Here is a 19410-nt window from a genome sequence, read left to right on the forward strand (position 1 = left end):
GAGCCCACCATGAACGCCTTGACTCAACCGGTTGTTGCCAGACTTTCCCTGGCCAGCAGCCAACATGACCTGCATCACGCCCGCAGCCTGTTCGATTCCACTGTGGGCTTTGTTCGCCAACAGGCCAGCGTCTCGAAGGATCCGTACGTCATCAGCCGGTTCGGCGACGTGCACATTCGCATCGAAGTCGCCGCCGCGCTGCTCGAGCGTGCCGAGGCTCTGCTGGACGCCGAGCAAGATGCCACGGAGATTCGGGTGGCGATTGCCGAGTCCGACCTGGCCAGCGCTGAAGCCCTGGCCACCGCGAGCAACGCCGAATTCGAATTGACCGGGCGCCGCACGGCATTGTCCGGTTCGCTGCATGATCCGCTGCGCTGGAAACGGCACCTGATCGGCAACTTTCGTCTCAACGGCATTCATCCCTCTGCACAGGAAGCCGTTTAATGGCCCGGGAAATTCGTCTCAACGCATTCGACATGAACTGTGTCGGTCATCAGTCCCCCGGTTTGTGGGCCCATCCCCGGGATCGCTCGTGGCAGTACAAGGACCTGGAGTACTGGACTGACCTGGCGAAGATTCTCGAGCGCGGCAAGTTCGACGGCCTGTTCATCGCCGACGTGCTGGGCATTTATGACGTCTATAACGGCAATGGTGACGCGGCGATCCGCCAGGCTGCGCAAGTACCCGTCAACGATCCGCTGCAGTTGATCCCGCCGATGGCGCTGGTCACCGAGCACCTGGGTTTTGGCTTGACTGCCTCGTTGTCGTTCGAGCATCCGTACCCGTTCGCCCGACGGCTGTCGACCCTCGACCATCTGACCAAGGGCCGTGCCGGCTGGAACATTGTCACTTCGTATCTGGAAAGCGGCGCGAAGAACCTCGGCCAGACAGCCCAGACCGAGCATGATGCCCGTTACGACTTTGCCGAGGAATAACCTTGAGGTTTGCTACAAGCTCTGGGAAGGCAGTTGGGAAGAGGGCGCGATCCTGCGCGATCGTGAGCGCAGGATTTTCAGCGACCCGAGCAAAATCCATGAGATTCGCCACCACGGCAAACACTTCCAGGTGCCGGGCATTCATCTCTGCGAACCTTCACCGCAGCGCACTCCCGTGTTGTATCAGGCCGGTGCGTCCAGTCGCGGCAAACAATTCGCGGCCGAACACGCCGAATGCGTGTTCGTCGCCGCGCCGTCGAAAGTGCTGCTGAAAAAGACCGTCGCTGACATTCGCCGTCGTGCCGCCGAGGCCGGGCGTGATCCGTCGAAGATCCTGATTTTCAATCTGCAGACGGTGATTCTCGGCGAGACCGATGCCAAGGCGAAGGCCAAGTTCGAGGAATACAAAAGCTGGGTCAGCTATGAAGGCGCGATGGCGTTGATCTCCGGTTGGACCGGTATCGACTTCAGCCGGTTCAAGCCCGACGAGCCGCTCAAGCACGTGCACACCAACGCCATTCAGTCGGCAGTGGAGGCGTTCTCCACGGCGGACCCGAACAAGGTCTGGACCCCTCACGAACTGGCCGACTGGGTCGGCATCGGTGGCTTCGGTCCGCTGTTTGTTGGCAGCCCGGAAACCGTGGCCGATCTGCTCCAGGAGTGGGTTGAAGAGACCGACGTGGACGGCTTCAACCTGGCTTATGCGCTGACCCACGAAACCTTCATCGACGCCGTGGAATTGCTCGTGCCGGAATTACAGAAACGCGGGGTGTACAAGACCGAATACACACCGGGAACCCTGCGCGAAAAACTGTTCAACGAAGGCCCGCGCCTGTCCCCCGAACACCCCGGCGCCAGTTACCGCGACCTCCGCAGGAGCGAGCATGCGCGCGATGGCGTCGACACAATCACCACCGATGTCGCCTGACCCACCGCTCCTACAGAGATCACTGTTGAACAAAGGATCCACGAACACCGCAAATCCCCTGTAGGAGCGAGCATGCTCGCTCCTACAGGGATTGGTGGCAGACGAACAAACCCAGCCCAGCGGACCACCGCACGCTTTTGCCCATGAACAGGAGGTCATCCATGAGCGTGCACGAACTCAAGCGGCCGCCGATTGCGGACACCACGCAATGGCAGGTCGATGCGCCCAAGGCGCTGGAGCAATTGCGTCACTGGGCGCAGGTCAGCCCGTTGCAACCAGCGTTGCGCCACAAGCGCCACGGCCAGTGGTTCGCCTGGCGCTGGATCGATGTGCTGCGCGATGTCGAGCGCCTGGCCGATGGCCTGCGCCAGCAAGGTTTCGATGAACAATCTCGCCTGGCCGTCAGCGGCGCCTTCGAGCCGAACCTGTTGCTGCTGACGCTCGCCGCGCAACAGGCGGGCGGGCAGGTGCTGGCCGTCACCGATGACCTAGACGCCCAGGCCCTGCACCCTATCCTCTGGCAAAGCCAACCCACCCACGCCTTCGTACCGCGTCGCCAAACCCGGCAACTGTGGCTCAACCACGGCCATGCCTTGCTCGATTTCGCCGACCTGCTTGGCCTGGGAGACCCGCCGCAGCGCCTGCGCACCAGCCGCACACACGTGCAATGGTGGAGCGAGGAGGGCACGCAATGGCAAGGCGGGCTGACCGTGCTGCTTGAACAGTGGCTGGGCAGCGGCCACTCCCTGGCCTTCCCGGAAAGCCCCGGTAGCGCCAGTCGCGACCGCCGCGAAGTGGCACCCACGGGCTTGTTGCTGTCAGCCGAGCGCCTGCAACGGCTGGCCGCGGAAATCGACAGCCGCCTCGCCGCCCCAGGTACCTGGCGCCGACGCCTATGCGACTGGGCCATCGCCCAGCCGGAGAAAGGTCTGCAACGCCTGATCAAACAGCGTGTTCGCCGCCTGCTGGGTTTCCACAATCTGCACGACATCTGGCAAGCCCCGCGCACGCCGCCGGCCAACCTCGCCCGGCTCAACGAATTCAAACGGGACATCGCATGAGCTCGACCGATTTCATTCTGCAAGTGCGCGACATCTCCCTGTCCTTCAAGGGCGTCAAAGCCATCAACCAACTGTCCTTCGACGTGCGCCGTGGGGAGATCTGCGCGTTGATCGGGCCCAATGGCGCGGGCAAGAGTTCGCTGCTCAACATCCTCAATGGCGTGTACCGCTTCGACGCAGGCTCCATCGTCTTCGAACACCAGCCCTATAAGCGCATTGACCCGCTCAGTGCCGCACGCCAGGGCATTGGCCGCACGTTCCAGAACAACGCGTTGTTCAAGAAGATGAGCGTCATCGACAACCTGCTCACCGGACTGTCGCGGCACCTGCGCAGTGGCTTCCTCGAGCAGGCGCTGAGCCTGCCACGGGCGCGCCGCGAAGCTGCGGATTTTCGCCGGCAGGCCCAGGGCATTCTCGAATTCCTCGAGCTGCAAGCGCACCGCGATGTGCCGGTGGGCAACCTGTCCTATGGCCTGCAGAAACGCGTGGAACTGGGCCGCGCCTTGATCGCAGGTCCGCGCCTGTTGCTGCTGGACGAACCCATGGCCGGGATGAACGCCGAGGAAAAACAGGACATGGCCCGTTTCATCGCCGACATCAACCGCGAACTGGGCACTACGGTGGTGTTGATCGAGCACGACATGAGCGTGGTGATGGGCCTGTCTGACCACGTGGTGGTGCTCGATTACGGACGCAAGGTCGGCGATGGCACACCGGCCGAAGTTCAGGCCAACCCCGAGGTGATCGCAGCGTATCTGGGAGTGGTTCACTGATGACATTTTTCTTCGAAACCCTGCTCGGTGGCTTGCTCGCCGGCACCATGTACTCGCTGGTCGCCATTGGCTTCGTGCTGATCTACAAGGCCAGCGGCGTGTTCAACTTTGCCCAGGGCGCGATGCTACTGTTCGCCGCGCTGACCTTCGTCAGCCTGCACGACCAGGGCGTGCCATTTGCCCTGGCGCTGCTGCTGACGGTGCTGGTGATGATTGTCGGCGCCCTGCTGATCGAACGGCTCGTGCTGCGGCCGCTGGTCAACCGTTCGCAGATCACCTTGTTCATGGCCACGCTGGGTCTGTCGTTCATCATCGAGGGCTTGGCCCAGGGCCTGATGGGCTCACAAGTGCGGGCACTGGACCTGGGCATCGACGACGTGCCGGTGTTCATCGGCGGCATGATGGTCAGCCAGTTCGACCTGATCGCCGCCGCAGCCGCCATCGTCCTGGTGACGGTGCTGGCGCTGCTGTTCAACAAGACCCGTATCGGTGTGTCGTTGCGGGCAGTGGCGGACGACACCACGGCCGCGCTGTCGATCGGCATCAACCTCAACCGCATCTGGCAGATCGTCTGGGCCGTGGCCGGCGTCGTGGGATTGGTCGCCGGCTTGCTGTGGGGCGCGCGCCAAGGCGTGCAGTTCTCCCTGTCGCTGGTGGTGCTCAAGGCCTTGCCGGTGTTGATCATCGGCGGCTTCACCTCGATCGGCGGAGCGATTGTCGGCGGGCTGATCGTCGGCGCGGCGGAGAACCTCGCCGAGGTCTACGTCGGTCCTTTGATTGGCGGCGGCATCACGCCGTGGTTCGCCTATGTGCTGGCCCTGGCCTTCCTATACATCCGTCCCGCCGGCCTGTTCGGCGAGCGCGCCATCGAGCGAGTCTGAACCCATGTCGATTTCCCTTACCCGAGAAACCGCACCGGCGCTGCTGGTCCAGCGCCGTGTTCCGTATGCCCTGATAGCGCTCCTGGTGATTGCTTTCGTGATTGTGCCGCTGACGGGCAACGACTATTGGCTCAATGCGATCCTGATCCCGTTCCTGGTGCTGTCGCTGGCGGGGCTGGGCCTCAACCTGCTCACGGGCTACACCGGCCAGACTTCGGTCGGCGCCGCCGGGTTCATGGCGGTCGGCGCATTCGCCACCTACGGCTTCCTGCTGCGCTGGCCGGAACTGGGCTTGCCGGTGGCCTTGCTCGGCGGCGGCCTGATCAGCGCCGTGGTGGGATTGGTCTTCGGCCTGCCCAGTTCGCGGATCAAGGGCTTCTACCTGATGGTCACCACGCTGGCGGCGCAGTTCTTCCTGGAGTGGCTGTTCGTCAAGTTTCCCTGGTTCTACAACTACGGCTCGTCCGGGACCATCTCGGCACCCAAGCTGGCACTGTTCGGCCATGACCTGAACACGCCGCTGGGTCGTTACCTGCTGACCCTGACCACCGTACTGCTGTTGACCTGGGTGGCATCGAACCTGGTGAAAAGCCAGATCGGCCGCAACTGGATGGCGATCCGCGACATGGACACCGCCGCGGCTGTGATCGGCATTCCGGTGGTGCGCTACAAACACCTCGCGTTCGCCGTCAGTTCGTTCTACCTCGGCATCGCCGGTGCACTCTGGGCCTTCGCCTACCTGGGCACGGCCAGTGCCAGCAGCTTCGATATCAATCGTTCGTTCCAGATCCTGTTCATCATCATTATCGGTGGCATGGGCAGCATCGCCGGCAACTTCGTCGGCGCGGCGTTCATCAGCCTGCTGCCGATCCTGCTCAGCCACGCCGGCCAGGCCCTGTTCGGTGGCGCGGTGGACGCCGGGCAATTGCAGAACCTGCAAAAAATCATCTTTGGCGCGCTGATCATCCTGTTCCTGATCAAGGAACCGGAAGGCCTGATTCGCCTGCTCGGCAACCTCCGCGAACGGCTGAGCCACTGGCCCCTGCGTTTCTGAATCCTTCACTGACTATTAGAGAGATACCATGCGTGCAACCTTGAAACGTTCCTTGCTCGGCGCCGCCCTGACCCTGGCGGTTTTCAGCAGTGCGGTGCCCGTTGTGCAGGCCTCGCCGGACCAGCAGTTCTTTCCACTCGCCACCTACCGCGTCGGCGCCTACGCCTCCAGCGGTGTGCAGGTGTGGGCCGGGATGATCGATTATTTGAACTACATCAACGAAGTGGAAGGCGGGATCAACGGCGTGAAACTGGTCTGGCAGGAATGCGAGACCGAGTGGACGGCGGAGAAGGGCATCGAGTGCTACGAGCGTTTCAAGAAAGGTCTGGATGGTGCGCCGGTGGCGGTCTACCAACCCAACGGCGCCCCAGCAGCCTATGCCCTGAGTGAGCGCGCCGAAGTTGACAAGATTCCGTTGATCACCCTCGGCTATGGCCGCACCGAGGCCACCGACGGCACGGTGTTCCCCTACAACTTCCCGGTGATGCTGACGTTTTACAGCGAGGCATCGAGCCTGATCAATTACATTGCCCAGCGCGAGGGCGGCTTCGACAAGCTCAAGGGCAAGAAAATTGCCACGGTCTACCACGACTCGGCCTACGGTAGGGAAACCCTCGGGCCGCTGAAGCTGCTGGCGGAAAAATACGGCTTCGAGAACATCCAGATTCCGGTGGCGGATCCGGGCAACGAACAGTCGGCGCAATGGCGCCAGGTTCGCCAGGCCAACCCGGACTGGGTGTTCCTGCGCACCTGGGGCGTATCGACGCCAGTGGCGGTCAAGACCGCAGCGCGTTTCGGCTTCCCGGTGGACCATATCGTCGGCGACATCTGGGCCAGTTCCAGTGAGGACGTATTGCCGGCGGGCGCTGCCGCCAAGGGTTACGTGGCGCTGACGCCATACCCGGCCGGCACCGATTTCGAGATCCACAAGCGGCTCAAGCAATACATTCTCGACAAGGGAAAGAGCGATCTCAAGGACCTGAAGAACTTCGGCAGCGTCTACTACAACTCCGGGCTGGTGAACGCGGCGGTGGCGGTGGAGGCCATCCGCACGGCACAGGGCAAGTTCGGCAAGCGCCCGCTCAACGGGGAAGAAGGGCGATGGGGCCTGGAGCACCTGAACATCGACGACGCCCGGCTCAAGGACATGGGCTACTTCGGACTGATGCAAAACCTCAAGCTGTCGTGCAAGGACCACGAAGGTGGCGGCTCGGCGCGAGTGCAGCAATGGGACGGCGCCAACTGGACGCTGATCAGCGACTGGATCCCGGCAGACCGTGCCTTGTTGCGGCCGTTGATCGATGAAAAATCTGCCGCGTTCGCCAAGGAAAAAGGCCTGACGCCACGCACCTGCAACGGGGACGAATAGCCCATGAGCCAAACCGCCAGTAACAGGGCCGTCGATGAGCTGCTGCATGTCGACGATATTGAAGTGATCTACGACGGCGCGATCCTGGCCGTCGCCGGGGTCTCGCTGACGGTGCCCAAAGGCGGCATCGTCGCCTTGCTCGGGGCCAACGGCGCGGGCAAAAGCACCACGCTCAAGGCCATATCGGGGCTGGTGCGGGCGGAGCGGGCACAGGTCAGTCGCGGCACCATCCGCTTTCTTGACCAGGACACGGCGGGCATCGACCCCAGCAGCCGGGTGCGCCAGGGCATGGTGCACGTGCTGGAAGGGCGCCACGTGTTCCCACAGCTCACTGTCGAGGACAACCTGCGCAGCGGCGGGTTTGTCCGGGGCCTCAGCCGCCAGGACCTGGCCCGCGACCTCGAACGTATCTACGCCTGGTTCCCGCGCCTGAAAACCAAGCGCAAGACTCAGGCCGGGCTGACCTCCGGAGGCGAGCAGCAGATGGTCGCCATCGGTCGCGCGCTGATGACACGTCCTACTTTGGTACTGCTCGACGAACCTTCCATGGGTTTGGCGCCTATCATCGTCCAGGAGATTTTCGAGATCGTTGCCCAACTCAATCGCGAGGCGCAGGTGAGCTTCCTCATCGCCGAGCAGAACATCAATGTCGCGCTCAAGTACGCCTCGCAGGCCTATGTATTGGACACCGGCCGGGTGGTGCTGTCGGGCAGCAGCGAGGCATTATTGGCGAGGGGTGATCTGCATGACTTTTACCTGGGTAAACACTGAGCAAAGAGAGCGCCATGACTGAAATCGACAGCGGACAGGCGACAGACGCCATCCGCCACGCAGACATCCTGATCATCGGCGGTGGCCTGAGCGGGGCGATGCTCGCGGTGCAGTTGCTGCGCCTGCCGGGCAAGCGCTCGTTGCTGGTGATCGAGCCGCGTGCCGAGTTGGGGCGTGGCGAGGCCTACAGCGCGGTCGAATTGGGCCACACGTTGAACGGCAACGCGGCGCGCATGAGCGTCGACCCGGACAACGCCGACGACCTGACCCAATGGTTGACGGACTTCATCGCGGCGGGCGGTTGGCCCGAATCCGATGAGCAACATGTGCCGATCAGCGAGCTGTTTCCACCCAGAGGGATCTTTGGCCTGTACGTGCAGCAGCGCCTGGCGGAGGCGCAGGCGATTGGCGCGACTTATGGTTCGACCGTCGAGCATGTGCGAGCCGAAGTGGTTGACCTGCAAACCTTCGATGACGCGGTGCGCTTGAGCCTGAGCGATGGGCAACGTTTGCAGGGCACCCATGCGGTCCTGGCAACGGGCATGTTCCCGGCGGCGCGCACGCCACAGACCGAGTCCAGCGGCCTGAACGCCGCCGCCCTCGACCCGTGGGACGTGGCGGCCATGCGTCAACTGGAACCGCAATCAACGGTGCTGATCATCGGCTCCGGGCTGACCATGGTCGATGCCGTGGTGTCGCTGGAACAGGCCGGCCATCGCGGGCCGATCGAGGTGTTCTCCCGACACGGGCTGCTGCCCCACGTGCGCAGGCAACCGCCGGCCTGGGTGGACTTTCTGGCCGAGGACCACACCCTCCGCACCCCGCGCCAACTGGTGCGTGAACTGCGTCGGCATTGTCGTGAAGCCCTTGCCCGGGGCATCGATTGGCAGGCGCCGCTGGACACCGTGCGGGCGCATATCGGTCGCTTGTGGCATCAGGCGACCGACGTACAGCGCCGGCAGTTCGTGCGCCACGTTCGGCCCTGGTGGGAGAGCCATCACCACCGCTCGCCGCCGTTGAGCGCCGAGTTGGTGGCCCGCTTGCACGACGAGGGGCGGCTGCGTATCCAGGCCGCTTCCTACCAGGGGCTGGAACCTGCCGCGGGAGCTGGGGTGGGCATTCGCATCCGCCGTCGGGGCCAGACACAAACCGAGGTGGTGCAGGGGGCCGCGCTGATCAATTCCAGCGGTATCGAATACGACTGGCGCCGAGTGGCTCGACCGTTGCCTCGGCAGTTGCTGGCACGCGGGTTGATCCGCCCGGGGCCGTTGGCGCTGGGCATCGCTGCTGCCGTGGATGGCGCGGTGTTGGATGCCGATGGACAGGCGGCCAGCAGACTGTTCGCCATGGGGCCGCCGCTTCGAGGGATGTGGTGGGAGAGTACGGCGGTGACGGATGTGGCGTTGCAGGCTAAAGCACTGGCGGCGCGGTTGGCCGCCGGAGCCTGAAATAAACAGGACCGCGAGCGAGGTGTCTGCCAGGCGGCTCGAGGTTAAACACGGCGGCCAATTTTCTCCTTGAACCTCCCGAAAGACTGCGGTGACAGAAATGTCGCCGCATTTTTTTTGTTTGTAGTTGTTTAATGATTTCCCGGCTTACCTGTAGGAAATTACTGACATTCCCTTAGTTAAAATCAGGTTAAACGTAGGTGTGATCTGAATGCCAAGTGGGAAATTTCTTCATCCGCTTTTCTGGGGTTGGCAGGGCCAAGTCAATAGTCCATCTTGGCTGCCTGACAAACATTGACACCCATACCGCAGGTCAATTATTTCGAAAAATTCGGTTTCACTTTGAATTGATTAAACTTTATTTGATTGTTGACAGGCTTGTTAACGAATGGCTGCTGCGTTTGCGCATGGAGGAAATATGGCTTCTAACAGTTTTCAGGGTGAAGTGCCCAAGGCTCGGGTGAATATAAAACTGGATCTGCATACCGGTGGTGCGCAGAAGAAAATCGAATTACCCCTGAAGTTGATGGTGATGGGGGATTACAGCAACGGTGAGGAGCAGCGCTCTTTATCCGAACGCAGCAAAGTGAATATCAATAAAAACAACTTCGACAGTGTGCTGGCAGATTTTTCACCAGCGTTGAAGCTGGCGGTAAGCAACACATTGGCGGATGACGGGAACGAAACCTCGGTGGCGCTGAGCTTTCAGCGCATGAAAGACTTTGAGCCTGAACACGTTGCCCGGCAGATTCCACAACTTCGCGCCTTATTGGCGATGCGCAATCTACTGCGCGACCTCAAATCCAATTTGTTGGATAACGCCACGTTTCGCAATGAACTGGAGCGGATTCTCAAGGACGATTCGCTCAGTGCGGAACTACAAGCGGAGCTGGCTGCATTGGCCCCGCAAGAAGTTGTTTGATTTACCCCGGCTCAACTAAAAAGGAAGTTTTCCATGTCGGTAGAAAGTTCCAGCGTGCAATCGCGCGGCGCTGAAGTATTGCCTGAAGAAAGACAAGGTATCTACAGTGCGTTATTCGGCAAGATCAATTTATGCCCGGTTTCAACCCTGGGCACCCTTGATACATTCCAGGATGCCGAGGCGTTGGCAGATGCGACCGCCGATTAGCGCGTCACAGCGGCTGTCAGTGTCTTCCTGAACTTGCTCAAACAATCGGCGCAGAAAGTCGAACGCCTGGACAAAGTCCTGCTGGATGAACATATCGCCGCACTCGATACACAGATCAGCCGCCAACTGGATGCGGTGATGCACCACCCGGATTTCCAGCGTATTGAATCGACCTGGCGTGGTGTGAAGTCATTGATCGATCAAATCGACTTCCGCCAGAACGTGCGCATCGAGCTGCTCGATATCAGCAAGGATCACCTGGTGCAGGATTTCGAGGATGCGCCGGAAATCGCCCAAAGTGGCTTGTACGCGCATACCTACACCCAGGAGTACGACACGCCAGGCGGCGAACCGATTGCGGCGGCCATTTCCAACTTCGAGTTCGATCGCAGCCCGCAGGATATCGCCCTGTTGCGCAACATTTCCAAGGTGGCCGCTGCCGCGCACATGCCATTCATTGGGGCAGTAGGCCCGGGCTTCTTCGGCAAGCAGTCGATGGAGGAAGTGGCGGCCATCAAGGACATCGCCAACTACTTCGATCGTGCTGAATACATCAAGTGGAAGTCGTTTCGCGACAGCGATGACGCGCGTTATATCGGCCTGTTGATGCCCCGGGTCCTGGGTCGCTTACCGTACGGCCCGGACACCGTTCCGGTGCGCAGCTTCAACTACATGGAAAGCGTCAAGGGCCCGGACCACGAAAAGTACCTGTGGACCAACGCCTCGTACGCCTTCGCCGCCAACATGGTCAAGAGTTTCATCGCCAATGGCTGGTGCGTGCAGATTCGTGGGCCGCAGTCGGGTGGAGCGGTGACCGACCTGCCTATCCACCTGTACGACCTGGGCACCGGCAACCAGGTGAAGATTCCTTCCGAAGTGATGATCCCCGAGACCCGCGAATTCGAGTTCGCCAACCTCGGTTTCATCCCGCTGTCGTACTACAAGAACCGCGACTACGCGTGTTTCTTCTCCGCCAACTCGGCGCAAAAACCGGCGCTTTACGACACCCCCGATGCCACCGCCAACAGCCGCATCAACTCACGCCTGCCCTACATCTTCCTGCTGTCGCGCATCGCTCATTACTTGAAGCTGATCCAGCGCGAGAACATCGGCACGACCAAGGATCGCCGCTTGCTGGAACTGGAACTGAACAGGTGGGTGGGCGGCCTGGTGACCGAGATGACCGACCCGGGTGACGACTTGCAGGCCTCGCACCCGCTGCGTGAAGCCAAGGTGCTGGTGGAAGACATCGAGGACAACCCGGGCTTCTTCCGCGTCAAGTTGTACGCCGTGCCGCATTTCCAGGTGGAAGGCATGGACGTCAACTTGTCGCTGGTCTCGCAGATGCCCAAGGCCAAAGCCTGAGTCCTGGCTGCCTGAGCTGTGGCGGCCAACCATTTCGTACGGAAACGATGCCATGAAAATCGACCGCCCCTTGTGGGCCTCGGGGGCGCTGCTGTCCCCGCAGCAATTCCAGCAACAGGCTCGATGGGAAGCCTGGGCCAACCAGGGCCTGGCGCATCTGTCGCTGGTTCATCCCTGGGGTGTCCAGGCCGTGTCGTTTGATCTGCAAGCGTTAGGCCTGGGCAAGCTCAAGGCGACACAGCTGCGCCTGCGCATGCCTGACGGCACCCCGATCGATACCGATCAGGTCGACCGGCTGCCGGCCGGCCTGCAACTGACGGGCCTGTTGCCCGATCACCTGCGGGACGCCACCGTGCTGTTGGCATTGCCGCTGGAGCAAGCCAACGGCAACAACTGCGTGTTCGATACGACCAAGGCCGAGCGCCCGCAACGTTATCGCCAGGACTGGCGCCATGTGCAGGATATCTACGGCGATGACAGCCAGTCGATCGGCGTGCTGGAGCACATGCTGAGCCTGCGTTTTGCCCATGACGACAACGGCGACTACCTGACCTGCCCGATTGCACGACTGGTGCGCGACGGGCAGGGCGCCTGGAGCCTCGATTCTGGCTACGTGCCGCCCCTGCTGAGTTTCGCCGCGCATCCGGGCCTGCTGACGCAACTGGATAACCTGCTGACCCAACTGTCTGCCAAGCGCCAGCGCCTGATGGGCATGCGCCGCGAGAGCCAGCAACGCATGGCTGATTTTGCCGTGGCCGATGTGTCGCTGTTCTGGCTGCTCAATGCCCTGAACACCTATCAGCCCGTGTTGGCCGATCTCAAGGCCGGGCCCGCACGCCATCCCGAACAGGTCTATCTCGAACTGGTGAGGCTGGCGGGCAGCCTGCTGACCTTCTCCCTGGATCACGAGATCGAGCAGATTCCGCCGTACCGGCATGACCATCTGCAAAGCGTGTTTGCACCGCTGATGGGCCTGGTGTCGACCTTGCTGGAGGTCAGCCTGCCATCGCGGGTCATTGCCCTCGAGCTGGAGGAAGTCTCGGCCCATCGCTGGCAGGTCACGCTCAATGATGCGCGGTTGCGCGAACCCGATGACGTCGATTTCTACCTGTCGGTGCGCTGCCGCCTGCCCGCGGCACAAGTACAGGGCCAGTTCCCGCAACTGTGCAAGATCGGCACGCCCGATGATGTCGATCACCTGGTCAACGCCGCGCTCGATGGCGTGCCGTTGCAACCGCTCAGCCATGTGCCCGCTGCCATTCCGTTGCGCCTGGAAAACCAGTGCTTCGCCCTCGACCTTCGCCATGAAAAAGGGCGCGCCATGCTGGCTGGGGGCACCTGTGCGTTGTACGTCCCCGGCACGTTGGCCGAGGTCAAGCTTGAACTCTTCGCGGTGCTGCGTTCATGAATACAGTGATCAACCCCAACACCTCGCAAAACCATGCGGCAGCGACGATCGACATCGACGTGTTGCTGCAGGACAGCTACCTGCTGGTGGTCCAGTTACTGCACGGCGCGTCGCTCGATAACAGTAAAAAGATTGCGGAAAAATGCAGCCAGCAGATCGAGTCAGTTCGCCGGCAGCTCGAGCAGGCGGGAGTCAGCCAGGACAGCATCGATCCGATCATTCACGCCCAATGTGCGTTGTTCGATGAATCCGTGCTCAGTCGGGCCAAGGACGATGACCACGCCGAGTGGGCCCGCGAACCCTTGCAGGCGCGGTATTTCAACCGGCATCAGGCGGGCGTGTCCTTGTATGAGGACATGCGCCGGATGTTGCGCGAGCCTGCTGCGGATCCGATGGTGCTCACGGCTTTCCATCGTGTGCTGATGTTGGGTTTCAAGGGCCGTTATCGCGAGCTGCACGACCCCGAGCGCGAGGCGCTGGTGGCAGTGCTCAACGCCCGCGTGGCACCGCTCAAGCCCAGCCAGACGATCGTGACGCAATCCTCCATGCAGGGACGTCGCGCCCCACGGTTCTGGTCGCGTTATCCGCTGGCCCAGCCGATGGTTGCCGGCATGTTGCTCGTCGCTACCTGGTGGGGCCTGGATCAGGTGCTCGGGCAACTGATCGCTACACTCGTGCCTGGCCAGGAGTGAAGGGCGATGCCGTTCAATCTCAAACGTGCGCTGTGGCTATGGGCTGGCACGCTTGCCATGGCGCTGTTGGTGATCGTGCCTATGACCGGGTTGGTCCGTGCGAGCTTGATGCTGGCCGTGTTGGGTGGCGTCGGTCTGGCCTGGATACGGATCGGCAAGCGTGCACGGCGCCAGCGTCAAGCGTTGCTCATCGCCGATCAGCAGTCATTGCCGCCACCGTCCTGGCGCTATCCGGTGGTGTTGGTGTGTGGTGACGGTTTGCGCGGCCTGTTCGGGGCGATACCCGCCGACCAGGTGGCCCTGCGCGTCACGGCGCACGGTTGCTACGTGCGTGTCACCTGCCTGGAATCACTGCCGCAGCTGATCGGTACGCTGATCAGTCTGCGCCCGGACTGGGGGCGGCAACTGAGCGTCATGTTCGTCGTCAATGCCCAGCAGCAGGTGGACGGCGAACGGCTCGCCGGCCGGGTGCGGGTGCTGCGTCATCAATTGATGCGGGTGCGCAAGGGTGGCATCGCCTTGCCGCTGATGTTGACCAGTTACCTGCACGCAGGCCCAGGTGTCGGGCCCTGGTTCAGTTGGCAGGCCGGTCAGGCCTTGCCCGACGTACACGATGGCGCAGCGTATGTCGGCGTGCAGCAATGGCAGGCGCAGGCCGCCGACACGGCGACCCGTGCGACACGCTTGCAGGCCAGCGTGCAGTTGAACAGTGCCGCTGCGTGGCTGGCACAAACGGTATTGCCGGAGCTCGCGGGCCCGGTTGCGCTCAGCGCAGTCACCTTCGTTTCAGTCATGCCTCAGGTCATGGCGGGGAACCTGTGGCAACGGTGGTTACACGACAGGGTTGCCGTGGCTGATCAACGTCCGCCGGCTGCGTGCGCGAGTGCGACCTTGCCATTTCCCGATCCTTTGTTGGCCCAACTGCCGAGCGACAACCGTGCCTCGCCAAAACGCCGTGCAGGGCTCATCGCACTGTGGCTGTTGATGGCTGCCGCAGGGCTCGCATTGCTCAGCTCTGCGTGGCAGAACACCTTGCTGGCGCGGCAGGTCAGCGACGACATGCGCCGCTATTTCTCTATCCAGGCAACCGACCATGATCACCGCCAGCAAGCCCTGGACGTACTGCGCGGCGATGCATCCCGATTGGACAGCTACTACCGGCACGGCGCGCCGTTGTCGCTGGGGTTCGGCCTGTACCGCGGCGAAAGTTTGCGTGCGCCGCTGTGGGCGGCCATCGCCGGACACCGACAACCCCAGGCACAACTCCAGGCACAACCCGGCAGTACCGTGCGCCTGGACAGCCTGTCGCTGTTCGCCAGCGGCAGCGCCCAGCTCAAACCTGAATCGGCAAAAGTGCTGATCAACGCGTTGGTCGGCATCAAGGCCCAACCCGGTTGGTTGATCGTGATTGCCGGACACACCGATGGCACCGGCAGTGCCGAGCACAACCTCCAGTTGTCTCGCGCTCGGGCCGCCGCCGTACGCCACTGGATGGGCCAGATGGGTGACATCCCCGACAGCTGTTTCGCGGTCCAGGGCTTCGGCGCCAGCCGGCCCGTTGCCAACAACGACAGTGAATCCGGACGCCAGGCCAACCGCCGCGTCGAAATCCGCCTGGTGCCTGATGTGGGGGCTTGCCTGCTGCCCACCGCAGGCGCCGGCAGACAACCCTCGCCGCATAACGCGGCAATCAAGCACTGAAAACGAAAAGGAGCTTCACATGGCAACTCCCATTTACCTCTGGCTGAAGGACGACGGCGGTAACGAGATCAAAGGCTCGGTGGACGTGCAGGACCGGGTCGGCAGCATCGAGGTGCTCGCCTATGAACACATGGTGTACATCCCAACGGATGACAACACGGGCAAGCTGACCGGCACGAGGATCCACGCGCCTGTCGTGCTTACCAAGTATATCGACGCCTGCAGTCCGTACCTGTTCAAGGCGGTCACCTCTGGCCAGACCCTCAAGAGCGCTGAGTTCAAGTGGTACGCCACCAACGACGCCGGCCAGGAAGTCGAGTACTTCAGCACCCTGCTTGAGAACGTCAAGGTGGTGAAGGTCACCCCGAAAATGCACGACATCAAGGACGTGACCAAGGAAAAACTCGGCCACCAGGAACAGGTCGAGTTGCGATATGAGCGCATCACCTGGACTTACAAGGACGGCAACATTTCCCATTCCGACGCCTGGACCGAGCGCCAGACTGGCTGATCAAGGCCTTCCGGCAGGCGCCGCTGCGCCTGCCGGCGGCACTGTTTTCCCCGAATTTTCGCTGGCCCGCCAGCACAAGGACGTAAACCATGGAACACGCCTCCACACGCCTGCTTCGCCGGCTAAACCCGTATTGCGCCCAAGCCTTGAGCGCAGCGGCCAGCCTTTGCCAGAGCCGTGCCCACGGGCAGATCACTGTCGAACACTGGCTGCTCAAACTGCTGGAGCAGGGCGAGGGCGACCTGACGGTGATTGCCCGTCGTCAGGAGTGGGACATGGATGCGTTATGGCGCGGCTTGCTGGCGCATCTGGACACGCTGCCGCGTATCGGCGGCGGCTATCTGCCCAAGGCCCGCGAACGGTTGTGGCTAACCAAACCACGACGTTTCACCGTACCGGCAAATCGCCCGGTGGAGGCACAACCGGCGTGGGCAGAGGCGCGATTCAAGAAGGTTCAGTTGGAAGGAACCATGGTGGCTGTGGACGGCGAGCTCAACATCAAAGCCTGGCCGATTGTCCCGGCTCCTCGTGGGCCACAGGAGCCCACGAGCGAAGACTATTTCCTGACCATCGAACTCGACCGCCCGGTGCGCGGCGAGTTGTCGTTGATCCCGTTGCGGGTGATGCGCGATTTGGCGGTACGGCATGGTGTACCGTTTGACGTCATTGCTGATGAAGACGAGCGGTTCCAACTTCCCAAGGAGTTGAAACCGATCGCCGAGCGCATTCTCGATCAAACACTAGGTGAACTTGAGGTCAACCTTGATCGCGACCAGGAGAATTTGCTGCGTAGTCGCTACATCCACCAGTCTGCGCATTGGGTGCCCAGTGGACCCTTTCTGGTCAGCAAACCGACAGAAAACGGTCAGCGCAATATTTACCCGAATCGGCCACAGAAGGGGTATCCGCAATGATGCGCCTTGTCTTGATCGTTAGTTTGTTGGTCAGCCTTAGCGCGTGTGCCAGTGGGCCAAAAGTGCCTCCTCGACCGAAATTGCCTTACGACAGTTGGTACGTGGGTCTCGCGGCTCCACGCTTCATGGAAGTTTGGGTCGAAAGCGTGGATGTACTCGACCAGCGTGGGTTGGCGTTTTTTCGTGTACATGGTGGCGTAGCAAGCTACACCGGTAAGGCAGAGGGTTGGCACAAAGGTGTGAGCGGAGGAAAGCCACTCAGCAACATAGACTTGCCAGAGCAACTTTTCCTGCGTTGGCAATCCTTGGTGGAGCCGCAGACCTACAAGATTGGGATCTCGATCCCACAGTGGGTGCGCGATGAGATGGTCAGGCCGGAGAGGGTGTTTTGCAAAGGCTCCAAGGAGTGGATAGATGACTACCGTGACGCAATCACCTTGGGCATGGCCCCCGGCGGTATCGTCAAGGTCTGGGTAGGAGGCGCGTGCCTCGGCTTCAAGGAAGTAGGCCGCTTTCAGGCCGAGATCGAACCGCTGGGGCCTCATCGTAAAGGAAACGGCAAATACTATCGGGCACCGAAACCCGAAGCCCAGGAATACATCGACGAGCACGGAATTCCTTATGGGACCTGGTAACGAGTGTCCGGTGCTTAGCGAATTGTCGTTGATCCCGTTGAGGGTGATGCGTGAGTTGGCGGTGCGTCATGGCGTGCCGTTTGATGTCATTGATGATGAAGACAAGCTGTTCCGCTTGCCTGAGGAGTTAGAACCGATTGCCGTCCGCATTCTGGATCAGGTGCTGGGTGAACTTGAGGTAAGCCTTGATCGCGACCAGGAAAGTTTGCTGCGTCGTCGCTACATTCACCAGTCTGCGCATTGGGTGCCCAGTGGACCTCTTCTCGTCAGCAAACCGACAGAAAGCGGCCAGCGCAACGTTTACCCCAACCGGCCGCAGAAGGGGTATCCGCAATGATGCGCCTTTTGTTGCTCATCGGATTGGTATTCAGCCTGAGCGCATGCGCCAGCGGGCCCGAAACGCCTCCTCGACCCCAGTTGCCTTATAACCATTGGAACATTGCCTTGGCGGCACCTCGTTTCATGGAAATCTGGGTCGAAAGCGTGGACGTGCTCGATCAACGCCGTCTTGCGTTTCACCGCGTGACTGGTGGAGTTGCCAGTTACACCCGTCAAGCCGAAGGCTGGCACAAAGGTACCGGGGGGGGTGCCTATAAACAATGTCGACTTGCCTATAAAGCTTTTCCTACGCTGGCGATCACTGGTGGAACCGCAAACCTACAAGATCGGCATCCAGATCCCGCAGTGGGTGCGCGATGAGATGGTCAGGCCAGAGAGAGTGTTCTGCCTAGGCGCAAAAAATGGAAAGATGATTATCGAAAAATAATCACCTTGGGCATGGCCCCCGGTGGCATCGTCAAAGTCTGGTTAGGAGGGCCTTGCCTGGATTTTAAAGAAGTCGGTCGCTTTCATGCCGAGATCGAACCTCTCGGGCCTCATCGCAACGGGAACGGCAGATATTATCGGGCGCCGAAACCCGAGGCCCAGCAATACATCGATAAGCACGGGATTCCTTATGGGACTTGGTAACGCCCCCCGCAATTAACACCAGCAGGCACGGACTCGCAGTAACTCAAATGGATGAGGCATCACTATGCAACAGGTCAACCTCGCAGGCTGTACCAATAGTTCAGGTAGTACTGTAGTGAAAGCACAGTCTTCCGAAGTTTCTTTAAGCTGGGTGTCACCGGCCGAGAACGCAGTGTTCAGGATCACGCAAGTGGCGGAACTACCCGAAATTATTTTCGAGTTTCGAACCCAGGCTACTGGCGAATACAAGTGGTCCTGGTCAATCAAGTGGGTGGCGAGAGTCAGCGGCTTGAGAGAGAGCGCGCGAAAGACTGCCGATTTACAAGTGTTCGAAGAGAGCGGTTCGTTCGTCAGTTGTAGCAATCGATGGGTTGCGAATTTTGATGGGAAGGTTTTTGGCGGAACGTTGAGCGTGCAGGTCAGTTGCAATGGAAAAACGTTGAGTCGAACCGTCTTTATAAAAGGTCAGAACCCGAGTGCGCAGGACGTTGCGAACTATATCGACAGCCTGGAAGGTATGAGTGGCTTCGATAAGTTGCTGGAGCAGGAAACCCATACCAAGCACTTCCTCGAATTGGACGGTGAGCCCATCGTGGCTTTCGATAAGGGCTATGGCATTACGCAAGGGACCAATCCGCCACCGTCCTTTGAACAGGTCTGGAGTTGGAAGGCCAATATTGTTGCCGGGGCTGCCACCTACAAGGATAAAGTTCGCATTGCCCGAAAATATCTAGGCTAGGAAGGCAGGACCTACACCAACGCGCAACTGCAACATGAGGTATTCAGCCGCTGGAATGGGGGCTCCTACCATGAGTGGGACAGTGCTGGTTCGGCCTGGGTCAGGAAAAATAACCTCTTGTGTGATT

Annotated in this window: 17 protein-coding genes and 4 pseudogenes; all 21 read left to right on the forward strand. The window is 61.0% G+C overall.

The window, feature by feature from the left end:
- Positions 1 to 9 precede the first annotated feature (9 nt).
- Positions 10 to 444 carry an acyl-CoA dehydrogenase gene (locus tag AB4N33_RS03305; RefSeq protein WP_460123124.1) on the forward strand — a complete coding sequence of 145 codons (435 nt, stop codon included), beginning with the start codon at positions 10 to 12 and terminating at the stop codon, positions 442 to 444.
- Positions 444 to 1863 (forward strand): annotated as a pseudogene (locus tag AB4N33_RS03310) (LLM class flavin-dependent oxidoreductase). The gene AB4N33_RS03305 and the pseudogene AB4N33_RS03310 overlap by 1 nt, the downstream one beginning before the upstream one ends.
- A gap of 161 nt (positions 1864 to 2024) precedes the next feature.
- Positions 2025 to 2924 (forward strand): AMP-binding protein, encoded by a 900-nt coding sequence (locus tag AB4N33_RS03315; RefSeq protein WP_476456402.1) that lies wholly within the window; start codon positions 2025 to 2027, stop codon positions 2922 to 2924.
- The gene (locus AB4N33_RS03320; RefSeq protein WP_476456403.1) at positions 2921 to 3697 is read left to right on the forward strand and encodes an ABC transporter ATP-binding protein; all 777 of its coding nucleotides are present in this window, start codon (positions 2921 to 2923) and stop codon (positions 3695 to 3697) included. Before AB4N33_RS03315 ends, AB4N33_RS03320 begins: the two co-directional genes overlap by 4 nt.
- Positions 3697 to 4578, forward strand: a complete 882-nt coding sequence (locus AB4N33_RS03325) for a branched-chain amino acid ABC transporter permease (protein WP_460123136.1) — start codon at positions 3697 to 3699, stop codon at positions 4576 to 4578. Before AB4N33_RS03320 ends, AB4N33_RS03325 begins: the two co-directional genes overlap by 1 nt.
- Positions 4579 to 4582: 4 nt before the next feature.
- Positions 4583 to 5632, forward strand: a complete 1050-nt coding sequence (locus AB4N33_RS03330; RefSeq protein WP_476456404.1) for a branched-chain amino acid ABC transporter permease — start codon at positions 4583 to 4585, stop codon at positions 5630 to 5632.
- A 28-nt stretch (positions 5633 to 5660) separates the two neighbouring features.
- Positions 5661 to 7001, forward strand: a complete 1341-nt coding sequence (locus tag AB4N33_RS03335; protein ID WP_476456405.1) for an ABC transporter substrate-binding protein — start codon at positions 5661 to 5663, stop codon at positions 6999 to 7001.
- A 3-nt stretch (positions 7002 to 7004) separates the two neighbouring features.
- Positions 7005 to 7772 carry an ABC transporter ATP-binding protein gene (locus tag AB4N33_RS03340; protein WP_476456406.1) on the forward strand — a complete coding sequence of 256 codons (768 nt, stop codon included), beginning with the start codon at positions 7005 to 7007 and terminating at the stop codon, positions 7770 to 7772.
- 14 nt (positions 7773 to 7786) lie between these two features.
- Positions 7787 to 9220 carry an FAD/NAD(P)-binding protein gene (locus AB4N33_RS03345; protein WP_476456407.1) on the forward strand — a complete coding sequence of 478 codons (1434 nt, stop codon included), beginning with the start codon at positions 7787 to 7789 and terminating at the stop codon, positions 9218 to 9220.
- A gap of 418 nt (positions 9221 to 9638) precedes the next feature.
- Positions 9639 to 10142: a type VI secretion system contractile sheath small subunit gene (tssB, locus tag AB4N33_RS03350; protein ID WP_460123150.1), complete on the forward strand. Its 504-nt coding sequence runs from the start codon at positions 9639 to 9641 to the stop codon at positions 10140 to 10142.
- A gap of 33 nt (positions 10143 to 10175) precedes the next feature.
- Positions 10176 to 11714, forward strand: a pseudogene (tssC, locus tag AB4N33_RS03355) (type VI secretion system contractile sheath large subunit).
- A gap of 52 nt (positions 11715 to 11766) precedes the next feature.
- Entirely contained in the window at positions 11767 to 13122 is a 1356-nt protein-coding gene (tssK, locus tag AB4N33_RS03360) for a type VI secretion system baseplate subunit TssK (protein WP_476456408.1), read from the forward strand.
- Between the two features lie 8 nt (positions 13123 to 13130).
- Positions 13131 to 13814 carry a type VI secretion system protein TssL, short form gene (tssL, locus tag AB4N33_RS03365; RefSeq protein WP_476458774.1) on the forward strand — a complete coding sequence of 228 codons (684 nt, stop codon included), beginning with the start codon at positions 13131 to 13133 and terminating at the stop codon, positions 13812 to 13814.
- Between the two features lie 6 nt (positions 13815 to 13820).
- Positions 13821 to 15515 carry an OmpA family protein gene (locus tag AB4N33_RS03370; RefSeq protein WP_476456409.1) on the forward strand — a complete coding sequence of 565 codons (1695 nt, stop codon included), beginning with the start codon at positions 13821 to 13823 and terminating at the stop codon, positions 15513 to 15515.
- Positions 15516 to 15534: 19 nt separating this feature from the next.
- On the forward strand, positions 15535 to 16026 hold the full coding sequence (locus AB4N33_RS03375) for an Hcp family type VI secretion system effector (RefSeq protein WP_460123162.1): 492 nt from the start codon (positions 15535 to 15537) through the stop codon (positions 16024 to 16026).
- Between the two features lie 89 nt (positions 16027 to 16115).
- A pseudogene (locus AB4N33_RS03380) lies at positions 16116 to 16349 on the forward strand (Clp protease N-terminal domain-containing protein); the annotation flags it as partial.
- A gap of 587 nt (positions 16350 to 16936) precedes the next feature.
- Positions 16937 to 17575, forward strand: a complete 639-nt coding sequence (locus tag AB4N33_RS03385; RefSeq protein WP_476456410.1) for a DUF2931 family protein — start codon at positions 16937 to 16939, stop codon at positions 17573 to 17575.
- Between the two features lie 10 nt (positions 17576 to 17585).
- Positions 17586 to 17912: a hypothetical protein gene (locus AB4N33_RS03390; protein ID WP_476456411.1), complete on the forward strand. Its 327-nt coding sequence runs from the start codon at positions 17586 to 17588 to the stop codon at positions 17910 to 17912.
- A gap of 125 nt (positions 17913 to 18037) precedes the next feature.
- Positions 18038 to 18341 (forward strand): annotated as a pseudogene (locus AB4N33_RS03395) (DUF2931 family protein).
- A complete protein-coding gene (locus AB4N33_RS03400) occupies positions 18299 to 18544 on the forward strand; it encodes a DUF2931 family protein (protein ID WP_476458775.1) in 246 nt (81 codons plus the stop codon). The pseudogene AB4N33_RS03395 and the gene AB4N33_RS03400 overlap by 43 nt, the downstream one beginning before the upstream one ends.
- 64 nt (positions 18545 to 18608) lie before the next feature.
- Positions 18609 to 19283 (forward strand): hypothetical protein, encoded by a 675-nt coding sequence (locus AB4N33_RS03405; protein ID WP_476456412.1) that lies wholly within the window; start codon positions 18609 to 18611, stop codon positions 19281 to 19283.
- Positions 19284 to 19410 lie beyond the last annotated feature (127 nt).

The sequence above is a fragment of the Pseudomonas sp. S1_E05 genome (assembly GCF_056337105.1).

What these genes read in the sequence shown, in the direction of transcription:
- AB4N33_RS03305 (WP_460123124.1), top strand. Translation starts at nt 10, where the DNA reads ATGAACGCCTTGACTCAACCGGTTGTTGCCAGACTTTCCCTGGCCAGC.
- AB4N33_RS03315 (WP_476456402.1), top strand. Translation starts at nt 2,025, where the DNA reads ATGAGCGTGCACGAACTCAAGCGGCCGCCGATTGCGGACACCACGCAA.
- AB4N33_RS03320 (WP_476456403.1), top strand. Translation starts at nt 2,921, where the DNA reads ATGAGCTCGACCGATTTCATTCTGCAAGTGCGCGACATCTCCCTGTCC.
- AB4N33_RS03325 (WP_460123136.1), top strand. Translation starts at nt 3,697, where the DNA reads ATGACATTTTTCTTCGAAACCCTGCTCGGTGGCTTGCTCGCCGGCACC.
- AB4N33_RS03330 (WP_476456404.1), top strand. Translation starts at nt 4,583, where the DNA reads ATGTCGATTTCCCTTACCCGAGAAACCGCACCGGCGCTGCTGGTCCAG.
- AB4N33_RS03335 (WP_476456405.1), top strand. Translation starts at nt 5,661, where the DNA reads ATGCGTGCAACCTTGAAACGTTCCTTGCTCGGCGCCGCCCTGACCCTG.
- AB4N33_RS03340 (WP_476456406.1), top strand. Translation starts at nt 7,005, where the DNA reads ATGAGCCAAACCGCCAGTAACAGGGCCGTCGATGAGCTGCTGCATGTC.
- AB4N33_RS03345 (WP_476456407.1), top strand. Translation starts at nt 7,787, where the DNA reads ATGACTGAAATCGACAGCGGACAGGCGACAGACGCCATCCGCCACGCA.
- tssB (WP_460123150.1), top strand. Translation starts at nt 9,639, where the DNA reads ATGGCTTCTAACAGTTTTCAGGGTGAAGTGCCCAAGGCTCGGGTGAAT.
- tssK (WP_476456408.1), top strand. Translation starts at nt 11,767, where the DNA reads ATGAAAATCGACCGCCCCTTGTGGGCCTCGGGGGCGCTGCTGTCCCCG.
- AB4N33_RS03370 (WP_476456409.1), top strand. Translation starts at nt 13,821, where the DNA reads ATGCCGTTCAATCTCAAACGTGCGCTGTGGCTATGGGCTGGCACGCTT.
- AB4N33_RS03375 (WP_460123162.1), top strand. Translation starts at nt 15,535, where the DNA reads ATGGCAACTCCCATTTACCTCTGGCTGAAGGACGACGGCGGTAACGAG.
- AB4N33_RS03385 (WP_476456410.1), top strand. Translation starts at nt 16,937, where the DNA reads ATGATGCGCCTTGTCTTGATCGTTAGTTTGTTGGTCAGCCTTAGCGCG.
- AB4N33_RS03405 (WP_476456412.1), top strand. Translation starts at nt 18,609, where the DNA reads ATGCAACAGGTCAACCTCGCAGGCTGTACCAATAGTTCAGGTAGTACT.